This window comes from Aerococcaceae bacterium DSM 111021 (assembly GCA_020112395.1).
Taxonomy (GTDB): domain Bacteria; phylum Bacillota; class Bacilli; order Lactobacillales; family Aerococcaceae; genus Ruoffia.
This window is the reverse complement of sequence record JACCEK010000001.1, coordinates 1,168,466-1,190,036: the sequence shown is the minus strand read 5'-3', so window position 1 is coordinate 1,190,036 and position 21,571 is coordinate 1,168,466. Positions and strand designations below refer to the sequence as shown.

18 protein-coding genes are annotated in these 21,571 nt (G+C 37.4%); 16 read left to right on the top strand and 2 right to left on the bottom strand.

The genetic code is table 11. The features are described from left to right. The first annotated feature begins 54 nt into the window (after window positions 1-54). The 11 genes from HYQ40_05485 to HYQ40_05435 all read left to right on the top strand — a co-directional run bounded on the left by HYQ40_05485 (window position 55) and on the right by HYQ40_05435 (window position 12,906). Window positions 55-1,191, top strand: coding sequence for a glycerate kinase (locus tag HYQ40_05485; protein ID MBZ6527224.1), 1,137 nt, complete (start codon window positions 55-57; stop codon window positions 1,189-1,191). A gap of 49 nt (window positions 1,192-1,240) precedes the next feature. Beyond that, complete coding sequence (locus HYQ40_05480; GenBank protein ID MBZ6527223.1) at window positions 1,241-1,798, top strand: hypothetical protein; 558 nt, start codon at window positions 1,241-1,243, stop codon at window positions 1,796-1,798. A gap of 323 nt (window positions 1,799-2,121) precedes the next feature. Continuing rightward, entirely contained in the window at window positions 2,122-2,994 is an 873-nt protein-coding gene (locus HYQ40_05475; protein MBZ6527222.1) for an ROK family protein, read from the top strand. Between the two features lie 13 nt (window positions 2,995-3,007). Beyond that, a complete protein-coding gene (locus HYQ40_05470; protein MBZ6527221.1) occupies window positions 3,008-3,973 on the top strand; it encodes a LacI family DNA-binding transcriptional regulator in 966 nt (321 codons plus the stop codon). A gap of 129 nt (window positions 3,974-4,102) precedes the next feature. Further along, window positions 4,103-4,966, top strand: a complete 864-nt coding sequence (locus tag HYQ40_05465; protein ID MBZ6527220.1) for a sugar ABC transporter permease — start codon at window positions 4,103-4,105, stop codon at window positions 4,964-4,966. After that, on the top strand, window positions 4,963-5,850 hold the full coding sequence (locus HYQ40_05460) for a carbohydrate ABC transporter permease (protein ID MBZ6527219.1): 888 nt from the start codon (window positions 4,963-4,965) through the stop codon (window positions 5,848-5,850). Before HYQ40_05465 ends, HYQ40_05460 begins: the two co-directional genes overlap by 4 nt. Before the next feature lie 49 nt (window positions 5,851-5,899). Further along, window positions 5,900-7,534: an extracellular solute-binding protein gene (locus HYQ40_05455; protein ID MBZ6527218.1), complete on the top strand. Its 1,635-nt coding sequence runs from the start codon at window positions 5,900-5,902 to the stop codon at window positions 7,532-7,534. A gap of 2 nt (window positions 7,535-7,536) precedes the next feature. Beyond that, complete coding sequence (locus HYQ40_05450) at window positions 7,537-8,973, top strand: glycoside hydrolase family 32 protein (GenBank protein ID MBZ6527217.1); 1,437 nt, start codon at window positions 7,537-7,539, stop codon at window positions 8,971-8,973. A 68-nt stretch (window positions 8,974-9,041) separates the two neighbouring features. Next, entirely contained in the window at window positions 9,042-10,145 is a 1,104-nt protein-coding gene (gene ugpC / locus HYQ40_05445; GenBank protein MBZ6527216.1) for a sn-glycerol-3-phosphate ABC transporter ATP-binding protein UgpC, read from the top strand. Between the two features lie 160 nt (window positions 10,146-10,305). Beyond that, window positions 10,306-11,721 carry a hypothetical protein gene (locus HYQ40_05440; GenBank protein MBZ6527215.1) on the top strand — a complete coding sequence of 472 codons (1,416 nt, stop codon included), beginning with the start codon at window positions 10,306-10,308 and terminating at the stop codon, window positions 11,719-11,721. Between the two features lie 60 nt (window positions 11,722-11,781). Continuing rightward, complete coding sequence (locus HYQ40_05435; protein MBZ6527214.1) at window positions 11,782-12,906, top strand: NADP-dependent malic enzyme; 1,125 nt, start codon at window positions 11,782-11,784, stop codon at window positions 12,904-12,906. 42 nt (window positions 12,907-12,948) lie between these two features. Here HYQ40_05435 and HYQ40_05430 read toward each other — a convergent pair whose 3' ends face one another. Beyond that, the gene (locus HYQ40_05430; GenBank protein ID MBZ6527213.1) at window positions 12,949-14,058 is read right to left on the bottom strand and encodes an Ldh family oxidoreductase; all 1,110 of its coding nucleotides are present in this window, start codon (window positions 14,056-14,058) and stop codon (window positions 12,949-12,951) included. Window positions 14,059-14,253: 195 nt separating this feature from the next. On the opposite strand from HYQ40_05430, the gene HYQ40_05425 reads away from it, so the two are divergent. From HYQ40_05425 to HYQ40_05405, 5 genes are all read left to right on the top strand, one after another. Continuing rightward, the gene (locus tag HYQ40_05425) at window positions 14,254-14,679 is read left to right on the top strand and encodes a MaoC family dehydratase N-terminal domain-containing protein (GenBank protein ID MBZ6527212.1); all 426 of its coding nucleotides are present in this window, start codon (window positions 14,254-14,256) and stop codon (window positions 14,677-14,679) included. A 329-nt stretch (window positions 14,680-15,008) separates the two neighbouring features. Continuing rightward, on the top strand, window positions 15,009-15,680 hold the full coding sequence (locus HYQ40_05420) for a response regulator transcription factor (protein MBZ6527211.1): 672 nt from the start codon (window positions 15,009-15,011) through the stop codon (window positions 15,678-15,680). After that, on the top strand, window positions 15,680-16,768 hold the full coding sequence (locus HYQ40_05415) for a HAMP domain-containing histidine kinase (GenBank protein MBZ6527210.1): 1,089 nt from the start codon (window positions 15,680-15,682) through the stop codon (window positions 16,766-16,768). Before HYQ40_05420 ends, HYQ40_05415 begins: the two co-directional genes overlap by 1 nt. Window positions 16,769-17,002: 234 nt before the next feature. After that, entirely contained in the window at window positions 17,003-18,760 is a 1,758-nt protein-coding gene (locus tag HYQ40_05410; protein MBZ6527209.1) for an ABC transporter ATP-binding protein, read from the top strand. Continuing rightward, window positions 18,760-20,577 carry an ABC transporter ATP-binding protein gene (locus tag HYQ40_05405; GenBank protein MBZ6527208.1) on the top strand — a complete coding sequence of 606 codons (1,818 nt, stop codon included), beginning with the start codon at window positions 18,760-18,762 and terminating at the stop codon, window positions 20,575-20,577. Before HYQ40_05410 ends, HYQ40_05405 begins: the two co-directional genes overlap by 1 nt. A gap of 286 nt (window positions 20,578-20,863) precedes the next feature. Here HYQ40_05405 and HYQ40_05400 read toward each other — a convergent pair whose 3' ends face one another. After that, complete coding sequence (locus HYQ40_05400) at window positions 20,864-21,406, bottom strand: DUF308 domain-containing protein (protein ID MBZ6527207.1); 543 nt, start codon at window positions 21,404-21,406, stop codon at window positions 20,864-20,866. Window positions 21,407-21,571 lie beyond the last annotated feature (165 nt).

Genomic DNA, 21,571 nt, shown 5'->3' with positions numbered 1-21,571 from the left:
TATTGATATAATGTAAACACTAGAAACAGTATTTTTTATAAAAGGAGGTTACTTATGATCAACAAAATATTACTCGCACCTGATTCGTTCAAGGGAAGTCTAACGGCATTAGAGGTATGCAAAGCAATGGAAGAGGGAATTAGGCGCGTCTTACCAGATGTTGATATTGTTCAAGTTCCGATGGCCGATGGGGGCGAGGGAACGGTTCAATCACTAGTGGATGCGACGAATGGGGAGTTATTAAAAGCAAAAGTCACAGGACCTTTAGGGAACCCAGTTACCGCGACTTATGGGGTATTAGGTGATGGTAAAACAGGTGTGATTGAGATGGCTGAAGCAAGTGGCTTACATCATGTGAATGCTTTGACTCAAAATCCACTGGTAACTACAACTTATGGTACGGGCGAGTTGATTGTTGAGTTAATCAACCGTGGTATTACTCAGATTATACTTGGCTTAGGTGGTTCGGCGACGAATGACGGAGGTGCAGGTATGGCACAAGCGTTAGGTTATGAATTATTAAAGTTTGACGGGTCGCCGATTGAATTCGGTGGTGGGGCGTTGGACCAGTTGGACCGGATCGGAGTGGAACAAGTTCACCCTAAGTTGAAAGATGTTACCTTTATCGTCGCATCGGATGTGAATAATCCATTATGTGGGCCAGACGGTGCATCGAGTGTTTTTGGGCCTCAAAAAGGCGCAACCGCTGAGATGATTGATATACTAAATGCGAATCTAAAGTACTATGCAAGGGTCATTAAGCGCGATATCGGGCGTGATGTCATCCATCTACCAGGGGCTGGAGCAGCTGGTGGATTAGGTGCGGGCTTACTCGCTTTTACGCAAGCAGAGCTCAAGCGCGGGATTGATATTGTGATTGAGTATTCAGACTTTAAAGCGAAGGCAAAAGGTGTTGATCTGTGTTTAACAGGTGAGGGCGCTATGGATTTTCAAACAAAGTTTGGCAAGACACCGTATGGCGTTGCTCAAGCAATGAATGAAGTGAGCCCCAAAGCAAAAGTAATTGCGGTAGTTGGGAAGATAGGCGAAGGAATCGAAGAGTTGTATTCAGAAGGCATTGACGCGGTGTTTGGCACGGCTCCGGGGGCGAGTACGTTAGAGGCATTGGTTGAAGATGCGGGAGTGAATGTCAGCCGGACTGTGGAGAATGTAGTAAGAACTATAAGATAAGAAAACAAAAAATGATAAAGGGATTGTTAGGGCTAATCCAATTGGATAATTGAATGTTGCTGATTACTTTAAAGCGCAAGAGTTTTTAGCAGTGGGGATGGAAGAGTTAGGACTATCTGACCCAAGTGAGATTAGTTTTGAAGTATCATCTAATAGTAATGAGTCTCATTCAATTGTGACCCAATATATTATAGAAGGATGGCAACAAAACCTTGGTGTTAATGCGGTGATGGACAATAAAGAGATGCAAGTGCATATGGAGAGTATGGCGATGTTAGATTATCAAGTAGGGCGTATGGGATATAGCCCAGGATATAATGATGCGACCGCATTTTTAGGGATGTTCGAAACCGTTGATACTGGAGGCAATGATACGGGATGGGAGAATGCAGAATTTAAAGAATTATTAGATAAAGCAGCGAATGAAACGGATCCAGAGACACGTACTGAATATCTTCTTGAAGCAGAGGCGTTATTTATGGAAGAGATGCCAGCAATACCCGTTTATTTCTATAGTAATGCATATGTAACACAGGATTATCTGGATGGACTAATCCCAGATCCGATTGGGAATGTTCAGTTTAAGGAAGCTGTGTTGGCAAAGTAGAGTGATTGTGATACCGATTAAAAATATCTAAACGATTGAAGAGTTAAAAAATCTTCAATCGTTTTTTTATTATAAGGAATTAAAATGGGAAGGAGTAAGAATGAACGTAAATTGATTCACCTTTTTATTCCCATCATTATTTTTTAGTAGTGGCTAACTTAAACTTAAAAATTTCAAAAAAAGAATTTATCAACGATACTTAATTTTTCTGTAAACACACATTGATAAACAGAAATGAAATCCCTTACAAAAGTCCTTGACTTAATTAAATAATATTCTATAATAAAAATATGAAACGTTTCAAATTTTAAGGGGGCTGTTAAATGTTGTATGGGGCTATTGAAGCTGGGGGCACGAAATTTGTATGTGCAGTTGGAAACAAAGAATATAAGACCTTGGATAAAATAAGTATAGAAACAACAAATCCTGAGGAAACTTTAGAACAAGTTATATATTTTTTCAATAAATATAAAGCAGAAATCTCAAGTATAGGGATTGGATCATTTGGGCCAATTGATAGTGATATTAATTCTGATAAGTATGGATTCATTACAAATACACCAAAGCTATTATGGAAAGATTTCAATTTCTTAGGAACATTAAAGTCAGTATTTAATATACCTATGTATTGGACCACGGATGTTAATGCATCTGCGAATGGTGAGTATCACTTCGGACATGGCGAGGACCTATCTAGTATTGTATATGTGACGATTGGAACGGGTGTTGGTGGAGGAGCTATTCAAAATGGTGAATTCATTGGAGGAGCATCCCATCCAGAGATGGGACATATGATTGTTCATCCACATAGTAGCGCAGAAAAAAGCGGAAATTGCCCTTATCATGACTTTTGTTTGGAAGGGTTAGCAAGTGGACCAGCAATTGAACATAGAACGGGAGTCAAAGGGAAAGATTTAGATACTAACAGTATTGAATGGGATATTGAGGCATACTATATTGCTCAAGCAGTGTATAATATAACGTATACCTTACGTCCTGAGCGAGTGATCCTTGGTGGTGGTGTCATGAATAAGGAATTATTACTAGAAAAAGTTCAAAATCAGTATCAAGAATTAGCTGGAAATTATTTAGACATTGACGATATTAAGACATATATCGTAATGCCTAAATTAGGGGATGAGGCTGCGCTAAAAGGTTGTTATAAATTAGCCGAAAAAGCAGAAAATAACGAATGAAAGAAGGGTAAACATGGCAACGATGAAGGATGTAGCTAAACTAGCAGGGGTTAGTGTTGGTAGTGTTAGTAATGTATTTAATGGGATAAAAGTTAAAAAATCCACCTATAATAAGGTTATCTCAGCTGTGGAAGAACTAAATTATGAAACAAATAATTTAGCTAGAAGCTTTAAATTAAATCATACAAATACAATTGCTTTAATTCTACCAACTATTTGGCATCCATTCTTTTCTTCGATTGCTTTTTATCTAGAAGAAATTGCGGAAGCAAATGACTATCATGTCTTTTTATGTAATTCAAATAACAATGAAGAAACTGAATTAAATTACATTAAAATGTTAAGAAAAAACAAAGTTGATGGAATTATTGCTATAACTTATAGAGATATCGATTCTTATATAGAAAGTTCTCTTCCATTTGTTAGTATTGACCGTCACTTTAATAAAGATATCAGTATCGTATCGAGTGATAACTTTAAAGGGGGAAGATTAGCTGCTCAAACACTTTATGAAAAAGGAGCAAAAACATTATTATTTGTTGGATCTCATAATTTGATGTCTAACGAAACGATGAAAAGACGTCAAGGATTTGAATCATATTGTGTAGAGAATAAAATCAAGTATCATATCATCGATTTATTGGAACCAAATAATGATTTTACGGATGATTTGAAGTTAATGATGAGTAAATATACAGAAATCGACGGAATCTTCACTATTAATGATTTTGTAGGTTTAGACATTATAGATAAATTAAAGGATATGAATAAGGAAGTCTTAGTTGATTATCAATTGATTGGTTTTGATGGTATTAAATTGAGTAGCGAAAGAGATTATCAAGTATCTACGATTGTTCAACCTGTTAAAGAAATAGCGTATAATGCGTTTGAAATATTAATGAAGCAAATTAAAAATCCAGAATATAAAGAACAAAGAAATCTTCCAATCAAGTTTATGGAAGGAGGAACAACTAATTAATAAAATTAATTGTTCTTCATATAAAAATGAAACGTTTCAAATTAAGGAGTGAAAAATGTGACGCAAGTAAAAAATACGAAAAAAAGAAATAAGTTCTTGACTAAACTTAACAACCAGAAGTATTTATTAATGCTAATGATTCCTGCGGTATTAATCACATTGATTTTTAAATACTTTCCTATGTATGGAATTGTTTTAGCTTTTAAAGATTACAATCCTATTCTAGGTATCGCTGGAAGTAAGTGGGTTGGATTGGAGCATTTTAGAAACTTTCTATCGTCGCCCAATTTCTCACGGTTATTAGAAAACACGTTGAAGTTATCTATATATGGACTTCTATGGGGGTTTTTCCCACCTATAATTATTGCCTTAATGCTTAATCAGATTATGTCGCAAAAAATAAAAAGTACATTACAAACCATACTTTATATGCCGAATTTTATTTCGACCGTTATTATTGTCGGAATTATATTCTTGCTGTTCTCTTCTTCCGGGCCGATTATCTCGATTTTAGAATCAATAGGAATGAATGTACCAAATTTCCTAACCAATCCAGGTTCATTCCGATCATTGTATATTTTCTCTGGAATTTGGCAGGGTATGGGATGGGCTTCATTACTCTATACGGCTGTGTTATCTGGAGTACCACCAGAGCTATATGAAGCAGCAGAAATCGATGGAGCAACGATCTTACAAAAGATTAGATATATTGAATTACCAACAATGAAGCCACTGATTATTATTAACTTAATCCTATCGGTAGGTGGAATTATGAACTTGGGGTATGAAAAAGCTTACCTAATGCAGACGAGCTTGAATCTTCCAACCTCAGAAATAATTGATACGTATGTCTATAAAGTTGGACTGCAATCTGGAGACTATTCATATTCGACAGCTATAGGCTTATTCAATACTGCGATTAATCTAGTATTACTATTAGCTACAACACTAATTATTAACAGAATGAATAATAGAAAGGTGGTCGCAAAATGAAAACCTTAGCTTATGACGGTAGAGATCGATTGTTTAAGATAATCAATTCACTTCTACTCATGCTAGTTGTTGCGTCAATTATATTGCCTGTTATCTATATATTAGCAGCTAGTTTTATGGACCCAACAGTCTTAATTAATGATGGTATAAGTTTTAATGCGAGTGATTGGACTTTAGAGGGTTATTCTCGAGTATTAGCTGATTCATCAATATTAAGAGGGTTCGTTAACTCATTCTTATACTCACTTGGTTTTGGAGTTATGAATGTTTTAGTCACAATGACGGCAGCTTATCCATTGAGTCGAAAAGACTTGATGTTTAAAAAGCCATTAATGATTTTCTTCGGAATAACGATGTTTTTCGGAGGAGGCTTAGTTCCAACTTACTTACTAATTAGAAATCTTGGTATGTTAAATACTCCATGGGCCTTGATACTGCCAGGATCTTTATCTGTTGGGCATCTATTACTTGCAACGGTGTTTGTCAGAGGATTACCAGATGAAATGATGGAAGCAGCAAAAATTGATGGAGCGAATGATATCCAAATTTTTATTAAAATGATTTTGCCCTTAAGTAAACCCATCATGTTTGTAGTGTTTCTATATTCTTTTGTGGGGATGTGGAACAGTTACTTTGAAGCAATGATATATATTAGCAGTCCTGAATTAGAACCATTACAACTTGTACTGCGAAGAATATTAGTACAAAATCAGCCTCAATCTAATATGATTGGTGCTCAAACTGCTATGGCTGAAATGCAGAAGATAGCAGAACTCATCAAATATTCAACAATTGTTGTTTCAAGTGCGCCCTTACTTATTATGTTTCCTTTCTTTCAAAAATACTTTGAAGAAGGTGTCGTGCAAGGTTCTATTAAAGGTTAATTCAAGTAAAAAAATATTTCTTAATATTATATACGAAAGGAAAAAAGACATGAAGAAAAAACAATTTATTTTAGGAGCATCTTTACTTACAGCGTCATTTATATTAGCAGGATGTGGTAACAGTGGAGGTTCAGGCACTTCAGCAGTAGATTATGAATTAGAAAATATTGAATTCCCATTACAAGAAGAGGTTACTTTAAATTTAATGACCAATTCATCACCATTAGCACCATCTGATCCAAATGAAAAGCTAATATTCCAACGATTAGAAGAAGATACAGGAGTCCATATTGAATGGAATAATATTGTTGATGATTACGCTGAACAACGTAACCTAGCTATTGCGGCAGGTGATTTACCTGATGCCATGTTTAATTCAGCTGCAAGTGATCAAGAGTTATTATCTTGGGCTGAAGATGGGGTGATCGTTCCAGTTAATGACTTGGTAGAAGAATTTATGCCTAATTTAAATGCCATCTATGAAAAATATCCTCAATACAAAGAATTAGCGACTGCCCCAGATGGGAATATGTATTCATTCCCATGGATTGAAGAATTAGGAGAAGGTAAGGAGTCTATTCATACTGTTAATGGAATGGCTTGGATTAATGTTGAATGGTTAGATAACCTTGGTCTTGAGATGCCTGAAACCACAGATGACTTAATGGTTGTTTTAGAAGCCTTTAAAAATGATGACCCGAATGGAAATGGTGAAGCTGATGAGATTCCATTGAGTTTCATTGATCAGGGTGGAAATGAAGACTTCAAAATATTAATGGCAGCTTTTGGTGGTGATGGGGACAATGATAATCACTTAGTAGTTAATAATGACCATACACTAAACTATACGGCAGATGATGAAGCATATCGTAAAGGGATTGAGTATTTTGGTGAACTATACCAAAAAGGCTTAATCGATAATGAGGCATTTGAGCATGACTGGAATGCGTATGTTTCAAAAGGGAATGATCAGCGATACGGTGTGTATTTTACATGGGATAAAGCAAATATAACTGGTTCAAATGATAGTTATGACGTACTCCCAGTATTAGAAAGGCCCGACGGAGATAAAAAAATAACTAGAACAAATAATTTTGGTTTCCACAGAGGGCGTTTTGTTATTACTAGCGCTAATCAAAACTTAGAATTAACAGCGAAATGGGCAGATCAGATGTATGCACCTCTTCAATCAGTCCAAAATAACTGGGGTACTTATGGAGATGAAGAGCAACAAAACATATTCACCTTGGGAACAAACGAAGCTGGAGAACCTATGTTACAACATGCTGATTTAGAAGGAGCTGCACCAGGGGAACTAAGACAAAGAACTGAAGCGAGTGGACCATTAGCGGTGTTAGATGAATACTATGGTGTCTATACAACATCACCTGATGATGCCCAATGGAGACTTGATTTGATGCATGAGTATTATTTAGAATTTATTGAAAATGATTATAACTACCCACAAGTATTTATGAATAATGAAGATTCTGCTAGATTAGATCAAATACTTGCAGATTTAGATCCATACGTTAAACAAAAACGTGCAGAATGGATTATTGGTGGTGTAACCGATGAAGAATGGAACACGTATTTAGAAGAATTAGACAGATTAAATTTACCAGAATTAATGGAAATTTATGAAAGAAATTACGAACAATATCTTAGTAATGCGGAGGAATAAGAATGAATCTATTAGAAAAAGCGAACACATTTGTTAAAGAGAATAAATTAAATATGGTTGAAACATTTAGACCTAAATATCATTTAGCTCCAGAATATGGATGGTTGAATGATCCAAATGGTTTTGTGTATTTTGAAGGTGAATATCACCTCTTTTATCAAGCAAATCCATATGATAGTAAATGGGATACAATGCACTGGGGTCATGCTAAATCAAAAGATTTAATTGAATGGGAATACCTCCCAATAGCATTGGCTCCAGATCAACCATATGATAAAGATGGGTGTTTCTCCGGTTCTGCTATCGTCGTTGATGAGGAACTTGTGCTGATGTATACAGGTGTATACGAAGAGAATGGAATCGTTAATCAAGTCCAATGTATTGCTACATCAACAGATGGCATAACGTTTGAAAAACATGTGAATAACCCAGTCATTGGTCAATCTAATCTAGGTGAATTAGGCACAACGGTCGACTTTAGAGACCCTAAAGTTTTCAAGCGAGGAGAGATATATTATTCAGTTGTAGCTTCAAAAACATTAACAAACGAGCAAACACAAGGACAAATATTCATCTTTTCTTCAGAAGATTTAGTTGAATGGTCCAAAGCATCAGTACTGCTTGAAGGAAATGACCAGTTAGGTAATATTTGGGAGTGTCCTGATTTATTTGAAATCGACGGAGAAGACGTACTCGTCTTAAGTCCAATGAATATGCCAAAAGAAGGAAGCCAGTATCAGAATCTGAACTCTTCTATTGCTATATTTGGGAAGGTGGATTGGGAAACTCTGTCATTTGAGATAAACCATTATCATGAAATCGATCAAGGATTGGATTATTATGCTCCACAGACTTGTTTCGATGATCAAGGTAGACGAATTATTGTTGCTTGGCAACAAATGTGGGGTAGAACTAATATCTTGGATGAACAAAGACATGGATGGTCAGGAATGATGACATTTCCGCGAGTGTTGTCTGTAAAAGATAACAAGTTAGTCCAAGAGATTCCAAGCGAATTTTACGATAGATTAACAACAGTATATGAAAAGAAAAATGTAAAAGAAGAGCATACGATGAATAGCAATGAGTTCAACTATCTAAAGATTGAATCCCAAACTGATTTAACTGATTTATCAGTAAATATTCGCAATGATCAAGAAGAATACTTCTCAATCGAACTTAGAGACCAGGTTCTTTCAATTTCAAGAAAAAATGTGAACCCAGATATTAAAGGGGAAGCAACTTATACTCATGAACGAACAATGGATATCGATAGTGTGAATACAATTGAAGTACTTGTTGATGCATCATCTATTGAGCTTTTTGCAAATGGAAAAACAATGAGTAACACGGTTTATTTTCATGAGCCAGCCAATACAATTGAGATATTAAGTAAGTCCAATGAGAATAAACAAGTAACGTTAAGTAAGATTGATTAATTAAGCGTGAATGCTTTGACTTGCAGAAGAAAAGAGCAAAAGGACAAAAGTGTAAAGGAGATCTTAATGTGGTAGAGATAAACTTATCTGGTATTCATAAAAAATATGAAAATGCTGATAATTATTCAGTAACTGACTTTAACTTAGACATTGAAGATAATGAATTTATTGTATTCGTAGGGCCTTCTGGTTGTGGGAAATCAACAACCTTACGTATGATTGCAGGCTTGGAAGAAATAACTGATGGAGAATTGTACATTGATGGCAGGGTTGTAAATGATGTCCCTCCTAAGGACCGGGATATTGCAATGGTATTCCAAAACTACGCTTTGTACCCTCATATGACGGTGTTTGATAATATGGCTTTCGGTTTAAAATTAAAAAAAACACCAAAAAAAGAAATTAAAGAGCGTGTAGAACATGCAGCCGAATTATTACAAATTACTGAATTATTAGATAGAAAACCAGCTGCACTGTCAGGAGGTCAAAGACAACGTGTCGCTTTAGGTCGTTCTGTTGTTCGAGATCCAAAAGTTTTCTTAATGGATGAGCCATTATCGAATTTAGATGCTAAACTTCGTGTTCATATGAGAAAAGAAATCGCTAAGCTACATAATGAACTAGAAGCGACGATGATTTATGTTACGCATGATCAAACAGAAGCGATGACATTAGCTGATCGAATTGTCATTATGAATAATGGAGTCATTCAACAAATTGGAACACCATTTGAAGTGTATAACGCTCCTAATAACGCGTTCGTAGCTAGCTTCATCGGTTCGCCAGCTATGAACATTAATGAAGTAACATATCAAGATGGTAGAATCTCAGATGGCAATGGCTTAGATCTCGTAGTAAGAGAACCTATGAGAAATACTTTAAATGAACGAGGTTATGATGGAAAAAAATTACTCTTTGGAATTCGTCCAGAAGACATACAAACCGAACAAATTGCTTTAGAAGCTGGTTCGGACACTATTGTTGAACCAAAGGTCATTGTATCCGAATTAACTGGAGCTGAATCGATATTATACTTAGATGTGTTTGGAGCAGAATATGTGGCTGTAGTTGATTCAAGAGATTACCATGAAGCCGGAAATACATTAGAGGTTTCTTTCAACATGAATAAAGGGCATTTTTTCGATAAAGAATCAGGTGCGGTCATTAAATAAAGGATATCATTAAAAAGGAACAAAGAAGGCTAAGGAAAAGCTAGCTTCTTTGTTTCTTTTTTGCATATATAGTGAATAATTAGCTAAAGGTCTTTTTGACATGCTATAATTTAGCTATATATATAATTTTTATATGAGTATACAATAAAGGTGGGTAACGATGATAAAGAAACTGATGAAGGTAGTGTTAGCATTTAGTTTATTGCTTATCTTTTCTCATAGCGAAGTAGGGCATGCAAAGACGCTTGAGGAGGAAAGGGAGGCAATTATTGAAAATTTGCGGATGGGGATAACAGAGACGTTTACCTATGAAGAGGTGGATGCATATCTAGCGGAAGAAGAAGCAGCAATACTTGATACAGGTGCAACGCACTCATTATCTAGTTACGGGATAGAAGGTAACCATTCAACAGGACAAGGTCTGATGGTTCTGGATTACTTACAAAGATATTTCGATACTCACACTGACGAGAGTGAGTACGAAACTTTATATCCTTATGCCGTAGACTTTAATGAATTACCTGATCAGATGACCTTCTACCGCGATGGATATGAAGTATTTGTTGTTGAGAATAAAGATGGCACATTAGTTATTAATGAAAATGAATATAATGCACATAAAACTCATCTCAAAAATATTAGACAATACAATGGTACGTTACAAGATAATGTGACTCAAGAATTTGCTGTCTATCCATCGGACGAGATCGCGAGAACTGTGAAGGTGAACACAAGTGTCGTCGTACAAGAATTATCGGCTCACCGAACAGATTATATTTTTTACTTCTTCTATAATAAGAGCGGCTCATTAAGTTTGATTAAATGGGATTTAGAAAATCCGAAAAATGAATACCCTGAACATTTTACACTTGAATCATTTGAAGCGTTGACGGGTAACGCGACTTCCAAAACGTCATCCAACTGGGCTTTACCCTATGATTGGCGGATATTATCACCGAGACGACAAGATGTGCCGCCTGTAACTTGGGTGCTGACGTCGGTTGGAGATGGTGAATCGATTGCGATTGAGCCAGTCTTTACGCAAGAGAATGTTGTGTCTGGGTTCATTCCACCGAGTTATTCCGTGGAGGCTTATACGCAACAAGTATACAGCGGAGAGTATTCAAACACAGTCACAGCGACACCAGATTCATCGGGGTATTTCTCATTGAATTTAGATATTACAATTGGGACACCTCCAACGGTTAGGGTTTTAAATGAGACTGGTCAAGTAGTATTTGAAAATACGTTGGATGTATATGAATATCGACCAACTGCGCTTGCTCATGATTCTGGATACTTGACGTTGGAACGTTATTTTATAGAACAAGATTATATGGAAGGCTTTACGTATCCACATGCTGAAGTCACTGTCCAAAATTTAAATGGTTATGCTGGAGGAATGATTGAAACAACTCAAGCAGATTCCACGGGGCATTTCTATATAAATGTACCTGGTCATATGTATAATAAAACAACCAACATCGTCTCAGTCACTCACCCAGATACAGGCGAAAAAATATCCGTTGCGCCATATCCTTGGACGGAGTCGGAATTAGAGAACGCCCAGTGGTAAATTAAATAAGTCAAAGAAAGGAAACGATATAGAGTGGATGTAAGAGAAAAAGCATTAAAGATGAGCGAAGAATTAGGCGGTAAGATTGAAGTTACTCCAAAAGTTGCGATTACTAACATGGAAGAGTTATCAGTTGCGTATACACCAGGTGTGGCGGCCGTGAGTTCGGCGATTGCCCAAAATAAAGAGGCTGTTTATAAGTATACGTCGAAGCGTAACTTGGTTGCGGTTGTGACCGATGGCTCGGCTGTATTAGGCTTAGGTAATATTGGACCTGAAGCTGCGATTCCAGTGATGGAAGGGAAAGCTGCCTTGTTCAAAGTGTTCGCAGGTGTGGATGCTGTTCCAATTTCATTAGACACGCAAGATGTTGAAGAGATTATCTCACATGTTAAGGCAATCGCACCTTCATTTGGAGGTATTAACTTAGAAGATATTTCTGCACCGCGCTGTTTTGAAATTGAGAGACGTTTGAAAGAAGAACTAGATATTCCAGTATTCCACGACGACCAACATGGAACAGCGATTGTTGTTTTAGGCGCTTTATACAATGCGTTGAAAGTCGCAGATAAACAAATAGACAAAGTGAAAGTTGTTGTAAATGGCGGGGGAGCAGCCGGAACGGCGATTACCGATAAATTATTAAAAGCTGGCGTTCAACATGTTGTTGTATGTGATATTGATGGAATTATCTCTTCAGATAATCCTGAATTGGCTGAACGTCATCAAGACCTCGCAGGTCGCACAAATAAAGAAAAGCTTCAAGGAACTTTAGAAGATGCTTTAGTTGGGGCGGATGTGTTTGTAGGAGTGTCAGCTCCAGGTGTATTGAAGAAAGAATGGATTGCATCTATGAACGACAAGTCAATCATCTTTGCGATGGCAAATCCAACACCTGAAATTATGCCAGATGAAGCGAAAGAGGGCGGTGCTTTCATCGTCGCAACAGGACGAAGTGACTTCCCAAACCAAATTAATAATGTTCTCGCATTTCCTGGGATTTTCCGCGGTGCTCTAGATGCCCGTGCCCGTGATATTACCGATGAGATGCAGATTGCGGCGGCACAAGGAATTGCTCGGGTGATTCCAGATGAGGAATTAAGTATTGAAAATATTATACCTGATGCCTTTAATCCAAAAGTGGCAGAAATTGTTGCGGATAGTGTACGCAATGCGGTTAAATAACATATAAAAGGGGTTGGAAGGCATACTTCCGACCCCTTATTTTTATTCAAATGGCAGTGGATAGTCCGACCAGCCTAAGTCATCTCGAATCGCAATCATCTCTTTTTGAACAGCTTCGTTTAACGGTAAGCCAGTTTCTTTACGCTCTTGCCAAACTAAGTATTCTTTTTCTCCAGCTGTATAGATGCGTTCCTCACCAGGAGCGACTTGTGAATTTCTGAGTGCGCGTAAGATATCTCCGGCTGTTTTCTTGAAACTGTCTAAGCCAACAAACGCTTCTGTATCAATCGCAATAAAGAAGTGTCCTAAGTGAAATTTCTGCTTCTCGCCATCATCTCCAATACCAGATAGCATATGTAAGAAGTTTCCTTGTTGTAGAGCCGCTGATAAGACTTCAACGAATGTCGCATAACCATACCCTTTGTACCCACCGAGTTCCTCGCCAATTCCACCGAGTGGTGCTAAAGCTGCTTCGCCTTTTACCAATGCCTCAAGAATCTCAGGTGAATCGGTCATCGCCTTACCGTCCCGTCCAATTACCATACCTTCTGGCGTGTCTTGTCCAACTCGAGCATAATATTCTATCTTACCGCGTTGACTAATCGACGTCGCACAGTCTAGTGAGAACGGGAAAGGTTCATCAGTTGGAAAGCCTAGTGTTAAGGGATTCGTCCCTAACATATTCTCGACTCCGAAGGTTGGCGCAATCGATGGACGCGCATTCGTTCCAGTCATCCCAATACACCCCGCTTCAGCAGCCATATCTGTATAGTAACCCGCAATACCGTAGTGCGTTGAGTTTCTCACAGCGACCATCCCCATCCCAAATTCTTTAGCCTTATCAATCGCCATCTGCATTGCTTTATACCCAATCACTTGTCCCATCCCGTCATTCCCGTCAACTACCGCTGTCGTTGGTGTCTCACGCACAACTTCAAAGTTCGTCTCAGGATGTTGAATTCCGTCTTTGATTCGGTCTAGATAGATCGGCTTGAACCGGTTGACCCCATGAGACTCAATCCCTTTTCGGTCTGATGCAAGCAGTATATCTGTACAAATCTCAGCGTCTTCTGCTGGAATTCCATACGCCATAAAAACATCAGTCACAAACTTCGTAATCCAATCCCATTCAACATTAAATGTTTGACTCATTTTTAATTCCTCCTAGTGATTTAAATGAACTGTAAGCGTTCTCTCTATTTAAAATTATCACACCCTCACTTAAATAACAAGACTATTCATAAATATATTTTATAATGGGAGTGAACTAATTATTTGAAGATGATTCTAAAGTAGCTTAGGATAAAATGGCTTTTACATTAAAGAATAAATGAAGTAAGTGTCAAAATGACTAAACTGTATTTGGATAATCTGCATATTGGTGATGGATATAAGTGTGGGACTCATGTCTTTGAAGAGGAAGAGATTAAAGCATTTGCCAAACAATTTGATCCTCAGCCTTTTCATTTAGATAATGAATTAGCGAAGGAGACCTTCTTTAAAGGCTTGAGTGCGAGTGGCTGGCATGTTAGTGGGGTTATGATGCGGTTAATCGTAGAAAGTGTGCACATTGCGGAAGGAATTATTGGCACGGGTGCATCCGTTAAGTGGAAAGTACCAGTACGACCTGCGGATGAAATCTATGTCCTGAGTACAATTAAAGACATTGCCCCATCAAAGTCAAATCCCAATCAAGCGATTTTGACGATTGAAAGTAAAGCCTACAATCAAGAGGGTATTTTATTTGGAATTCGCACTTATGGCGATTGGTAAGTGCGAAATACGGATAATACGCACTTATGGCGATTGGTAAGTGCGAAATACGGCTAATTCGCACTTATGGCGATTGGTAAATGTGAAATACGGTTAATTCGCATTTATAGACATTGGTAAATGCGAAATATGGTTAATTCGCACTTATGGCGATTGGTAAGTGTGAAATACGGTTAATTCGCATATACCACAACTAATAAGTGCGAATTAAGAACTCCATCCGCATCCCATCCCATCCTGTGGAAGTTCCCCTCAATCCCATAAACTTCTCACTCATATGTTTACCAAAACTTAATAAAACTGTTTATAATGAAGGTGAGGTGATTGATATGTTTCAAATTTTAGTGGTTGACGATAATAAAAATGCGCGCCAGCTGATGCGAGCTGTCTTGGAAGATGAGCAGTATTCGGTCCATACTGCTGTAGATGGCGAAAACGCGATGGATATTTTGGATAAGCAACACATTGATTTAGCGATTGTGGATATTATGATGCCTAATATGGATGGGTATGAGTTCACGAAGATTATCCGCGATATGCACGATGATCTTCCTATCTTAATGATTTCTGCAAAACAATTGCCAGCGGATAAGAAGCAAGGTTTCCTGGTTGGGATTGATGATTATATGACAAAACCAGTGGAGGAAGAGGAGATGTTGCTTCGGATTAAAGCATTATTAAGGCGGGCGAAGATTGCATCGGACCGTCATATTGTAGTTGGAGAAGTGACGTTGGATTATGACAACTTTTCTATTAAGAAAGGGGATGAGATTCAAGTCTTACCACAGAAAGAGTTTCTACTGTTATTCAAACTTTTATCTTATCCTGGTCAAATTTTCACCCGTATTCAATTAATGGATGAGATTTGGGGAGTCGATAGTGATACAGGTTGGGATACAGTGACTGTTCATATTGCGCGTATTCGTAAACGCTTTGGCGACTGGGATGATTTTGAAATTGAGTCGGTTCGAGGTCTAGGCTATCGCGCGGTGAAAAAATAATGAAGCAATCTAATCGAGTATACAAAAGACTGTTACCAAGAACACTTCTAACGATTTTCTTTACGCTCATTGTATTTGGTATTTTAGTTATTACGATGCTTATTGTTGGATTACTCATGTTTGCTTTGAATCATTTTGATTATTTAGAAGATCATCTTGCGTCCCCGAATATTATTATTCCTATAGCCTTTTTTGGTATCGTTAGTATTTTCATTGGTACCTTAGTTGCAGCGATGGTGAGTGGGATTCCATTGGGTTTTATTGCGAATTTAATTAACGGAATGGATGCATTATCCAAAGGTGATTATTCTATCCGGATTGAAGTAGGACAAAATGTCATTGGACAAAAAATTGCGACTAGTTTTAATCGACTAGCAGAAGAATTAGATAATACTGAGATGTTGCGCTCTGACTTTGTTAATAACTTCTCACACGAATTCAAAACGCCGATTGTCTCAATCACTGGCTTTGCCAAATTAGTGCAGAAAGGGAATATTACCCAAGAAAAAGAACAAGAGTACTTACAGATTATTGTCGATGAGATGAACCGGTTAGCGTCAATGTCTACTAATATTCTTGATTTAACCAAAATTGAAAATCAAACAATTTTAACAGATATTACAAGGATTAACCTATCAGAACAAATTCGAAGTTCGATTCTATTACTCCAACAAAAATGGATGAAGAAGGACATCGTATTTGATTTGGGATATGATGAGATATTTATTCAAGCCAATGAGGAAATATTGAAACAAGTCTGGATAAATTTATTAGATAATTCAATTAAATTCTCCCCAGAAGCAGAGGAAATCCAGGTAAGAATTAACCAAACAGATACACATACAACCGTTAAAATTAGCAATAAAGGCGAGTTTATTACACCAGAAGATATAGACCGAATCTTTAATAAGATTTGGCAAGCTGACACGTCACATTCAACTCAAGGATCTGGAATTGGTCTGTCGATTGTGAAGGAAGTGCTTCAATTACATAAAGGACAAGTGAATGTCACGAGTGACACGGAATTTACAACATTCGCTGTCACTTTACCTAATGTTCATTTGCTTGAAGGGTACGCTTTGAGATGACTTATTTTGTGCTGATTTTGTATTTGTTAAGCTTCAATTAATGTTAGACACGTAATATAACATTATGAGAGTAAGCAGGGCCTTATGTTTACTTTCGTGATGTTCTACTCCTCAAGTAAAACATTTACCTAATAAGGACAGGCGCATGTTGTACTAAACATGCTACCTGTTTTTATTTTGCGGTGAGTCATTTACTTAATGAAGAGATAGAGAATACAGGAGGGGTTTTGATTCATGATAAAACTATTTAAACAATTAACTAAAAAAGATTTGGGTCTTATTTTGATTAGTATTATGTTTATTATTGGGCAAGTCTGGCTCGATTTAAAATTACCAGACTATATGAGTCAGATTACCATGCTGATTCAGACTCAAGGAAGTCAGATGAGTGATGTTATTTCAGCAGGAATGTACATGTTAGCTTGTGCATTTGGTAGTTTAGTGGCAGCTATTATTGTCGCAATCTTATCTGCTCGAATTTCATCTGATTTTGGAGCGAATTTAAGAAGTCATCTATTCAATAAGATGCAGACTTTTTCATTGCAAGAGATTAGTGGCTTTTCGACAGCGAGTTTAATTACACGTTCAACCAATGACATTACGCAAGTTCAGATGTTAATCGTCATGGGGCTGCAAATTATGATTAAAGCACCTATTCTAGGTGTGATGGCTGTACTCAAGATTGCTGGAAAGAGCTGGCAATGGACGACCGCAACGGGTGTGGCAGTGTTAGCACTCATTCTGATTGTTGGTGTGACGATTTCGATTGCCTTACCTAAATTCAAATTACTGCAAAAAATGACAGACCGATTGAATCACGTGACACGTGAAAACTTAAATGGATTGCGAGTGGTACGAGCATATAACGCTGAGGACTATCAACAAGCTAAGTTTGAAACAGTGAATGATGACTTCACTCAAACAAATTTATTTACGAGTCGAGTGATGGCTTTCTTAATGCCTAATATTCAATTAATTATGAGCGGGTTAACCTTAGCTATCTATTGGTTGGGAGCTATCTTAATTAATCAAGCGGCTTTAACTGAACGTATGACTCTGTTCTCAGATATGATTGTATTCTCGTCTTATGCGATGCAAGTGGTGATGGCTTTCATGATGCTGATTATGATTTTTGTCATGCTACCTCGTGCAACCGTATCTGCGAAGCGTATCTTAGAAGTATTGGAAACAGAACCAACTATTCATGATGGTGCTATAACCGAATCTAATACGCCTATTAAAGGGGAAGTTGAGTTTCGTCAAGTAAGTTTCAAATACCCAGGTGCTAAGGAGTATGTCGTAAAAGACATTTCCTTCAAAGCGAATAAAGGTGAGACAGTGGCCTTTATCGGAGCGACCGGATCAGGTAAAAGTACCGTCATCAATTTGCTTCCTCGTTTATATGAAGCGACTTCAGGTGCAGTTCTAGTCGATGGAATCAATGTGAAAGACTATACCCAAGAAGCACTTCATAACAAACTCGGGTATGTAGGACAAAAAGCAACCTTATTCACAGGATCAATTAAATCAAATATTGCATATGGTGATAATGGTAAAGAAGCTTTCATAGAGTCAGACATTATTGAAGCGGCTTATACAGCACAAGCTGGGGACTTCATTGAGAGTTTGCCAGAAGGATATGATAGTTACGTATCACAAGGAGGGACGAACTTTTCTGGTGGTCAAAAACAACGTTTGTCGATTGCTAGAGCGATTGCAAGACGTCCAGAAATTTTTATCTTTGATGATTCATTCTCGGCCCTCGATTATAAAACCGACCGTCAACTGCGACTAGCTTTACAACGTGATTGTAAAGATGCGACAAAATTAATCGTAGCGCAGCGGATTGGGACAATTAAAGATGCTGACCGTATTATTGTACTAGATAAAGGAAAAATTGTAGGCAACGGTACGCACGAGGAATTAATGGTTTCAAGTGACGTATATCAAGAAATTGCTTACTCACAACTATCGAAGGAGGAATTAGCATAATGACAGAAGATAAAAAACAACAAACACCAATAAATCATGGACCTAACCGCCAAAAAATCACTGAAAAACCTAAAGATTTTAAAGCGACTTGGGTTAAATTACTAACATATTGTCGTAATTATTGGATTGTTATGGCTATTGCTCTTGTTAGTGCGATCGGTGGGACGATTCTAACATTAATCGGACCGGATCGCCTTTCTGAGATGACTGATATTATTGCGTCTGGTATTGTAACCGGTATTGATATGGAAAGTGTGATGCGTATTGGTTTCACGTTAGTTGGCTTCTATTTATTGAGTACGGTTCTATCATTAGTCCAAGGGCAAGTGATGGCAACTGTTACACAGCGTATATCGAACCAATTAAGAACAGACATCTCAGAAAAAATTAACCGTCTGCCGATTTCATATTTTGATAAAACGACAACAGGGGATGTTCTATCTCGTGTCACCAACGATGTTGATATGATTGCTCAATCGTTAAACCAAAGTGTTGGGACATTAGTTACAGCAATAACACTGCTATTAGGTTCGCTTTATATGATGTTAACAACAAACTTACTCATGACGTTGACTGCAGTAGGGGCAACGTTAATTGGATTTGGACTGATGATACTTATCATGAGCCAATCGCAAAAATTCTTCTTAAGACAACAGAAAGATCTCGGACGCATGAATGGTCATGTTGAGGAGATTTATAGTTCACATACAATCGTTAAAGTTTATAACGGTGAGGCGAATGCAAAAGAAACGTTTACCGAAATTAATGAGAGTTTGCGCGATAGTGGGTTTCGTGCTCAAAGCTTATCTGGTTTAATGATGCCAATTATGGGCTTTGTTGGGAACCTTGGTTATGTTGCAGTCTGTATTGTTGGAGCGATGTTAGCAATTAATGGAACCATTTCTTTCGGAGTGATTGTTGCGTTTATTATGTACGTTCGCTACTTTACACAACCATTAAGTCAAATTGCTCAAGCAGCCCAAACGCTTCAATCAACAGCGGCAGCAAGCGAGCGTGTCTTTGAAATGTTAGATGCGACTGAAATGTCAGATGAACAGCATAAGACAGACATATTAGAAAAAGCTGAAGGCTTTGTTGAGTTTGAGAATGTTCGCTTCGCTTATGAAGGAAGCAGTGAACCAGTTATCTCTGATTTTTCTGCAAAAGCAAAACCCGGTCAAAAGATTGCGATTGTTGGACCAACGGGTGCTGGTAAGACAACACTGATTAACTTACTGATGCGATTCCACGAAATTGATAGTGGGGAGATTCGAATTGATGGTGTTCCAACGGGTGACTTAACGCGTGAGGCAATCCATAACCAATTCTGTATTGTCCTTCAAGATACGTGGGTATTTGAAGGAACAATTCGTGAAAACTTAATTTACGCAACCGAAGATGTGAGTGAAGAGCAAGTCATTGAAGCGAGTCAAGCCGTCGGTTTACATCACTTTGTTCAAACCTTACCTGAAGGGTATGATACAGTATTGAATGACCAAGTCAGTTTATCCGAAGGGCAAAAGCAACAAATCACAATTGCTCGTGCAATGATTGCGGATAAACCCATGTTAATCTTAGATGAAGCAACAAGTTCTGTGGATACACGTACTGAATTACATATTCAAGAAGCGATGGATAAATTAATGGCTAACCGTACTTCATTTATTATCGCTCACCGTCTTTCTACTATTAAGAATGCTGATTTAATTCTTGTTATGAAAGATGGCGATATCATCGAAAGCGGTACACATGGTGACTTATTAAATCAAGGTGATTTTTATGCTGACTTATATAATAGCCAGTTTGAAATAGCTTAGAAATTATATGTAGTTAGATTTACTTAATTCGCATTTATCGGGAGTGGTGTTGATTCGTAAGTATAAAGATGGTAAGAGTGAAATGTGTCAAAGCAGATATGCTATTAAACTTCGCAAACAGGATAGCTGATCCCGTTGTAGTTTGGCGAACTTCATCACAAGCCATGAGCGGGTATAAAAAGCGTGCGATATCCGTATAAGAAAATAACAACAACTAAACTAAGAAAAAGACTTGTAGTGAGTGTAAATTCTCTACAAGTCTTTTTATATTCGGCAAATCGCTTCGTTATTGATTATATGTTAGTTCCATAATAATACGCGAGTGAGGCAAGTATGAAACTTCAGCACTGTTAAACTCATCCTTTTCTTCTAAGTCCAGCGCTTGATTGTAATGTGATTTGGTCAAGTTAAATTCAAACTCAGCGCCACTACTGCTTTTCCCACTTAAAATATAATCATTTCGCTCCCTCGTAAAATCAACACTCACATCGGGATTGATGAGTTCGACGTAACTTGGTTGGTTGAGATACGGCCAATCTTGATAGGCATTAAGCGTATAGCCTACACTTAATAAGCCCATGAGTATCACACCAAACAATTGGATTAGTTTCGTATACCATCGTTTCTTTCGCCATTTTTTAAACAGATCAATTAATAGGCCAATACTAAATATGAACAAGTAGATGGCGATGATCCATTGGAAGATGTAACCAACTATCCCTTCTCTATGAATCTGAGTGAAAATAGCCACAATTAAAAAAATAATCCCTACAAGAATAAATCCACCAATAAAATGACCTAATAAAGTGCCCTTTTTTTGCTCAGACATTTGCCTACCTCCTTAAAAATACTCTATAACTCTAGTTTACATCATCAAAGATTAAATGTAACTCTTGAATCGAATCGATTGTAGCGAAAGAAGTGAAAATATTCGATATACCTCTTGAACACTTTGTATTATACCACGCAAGTGAGGCTGCAAATTATCGCTGAA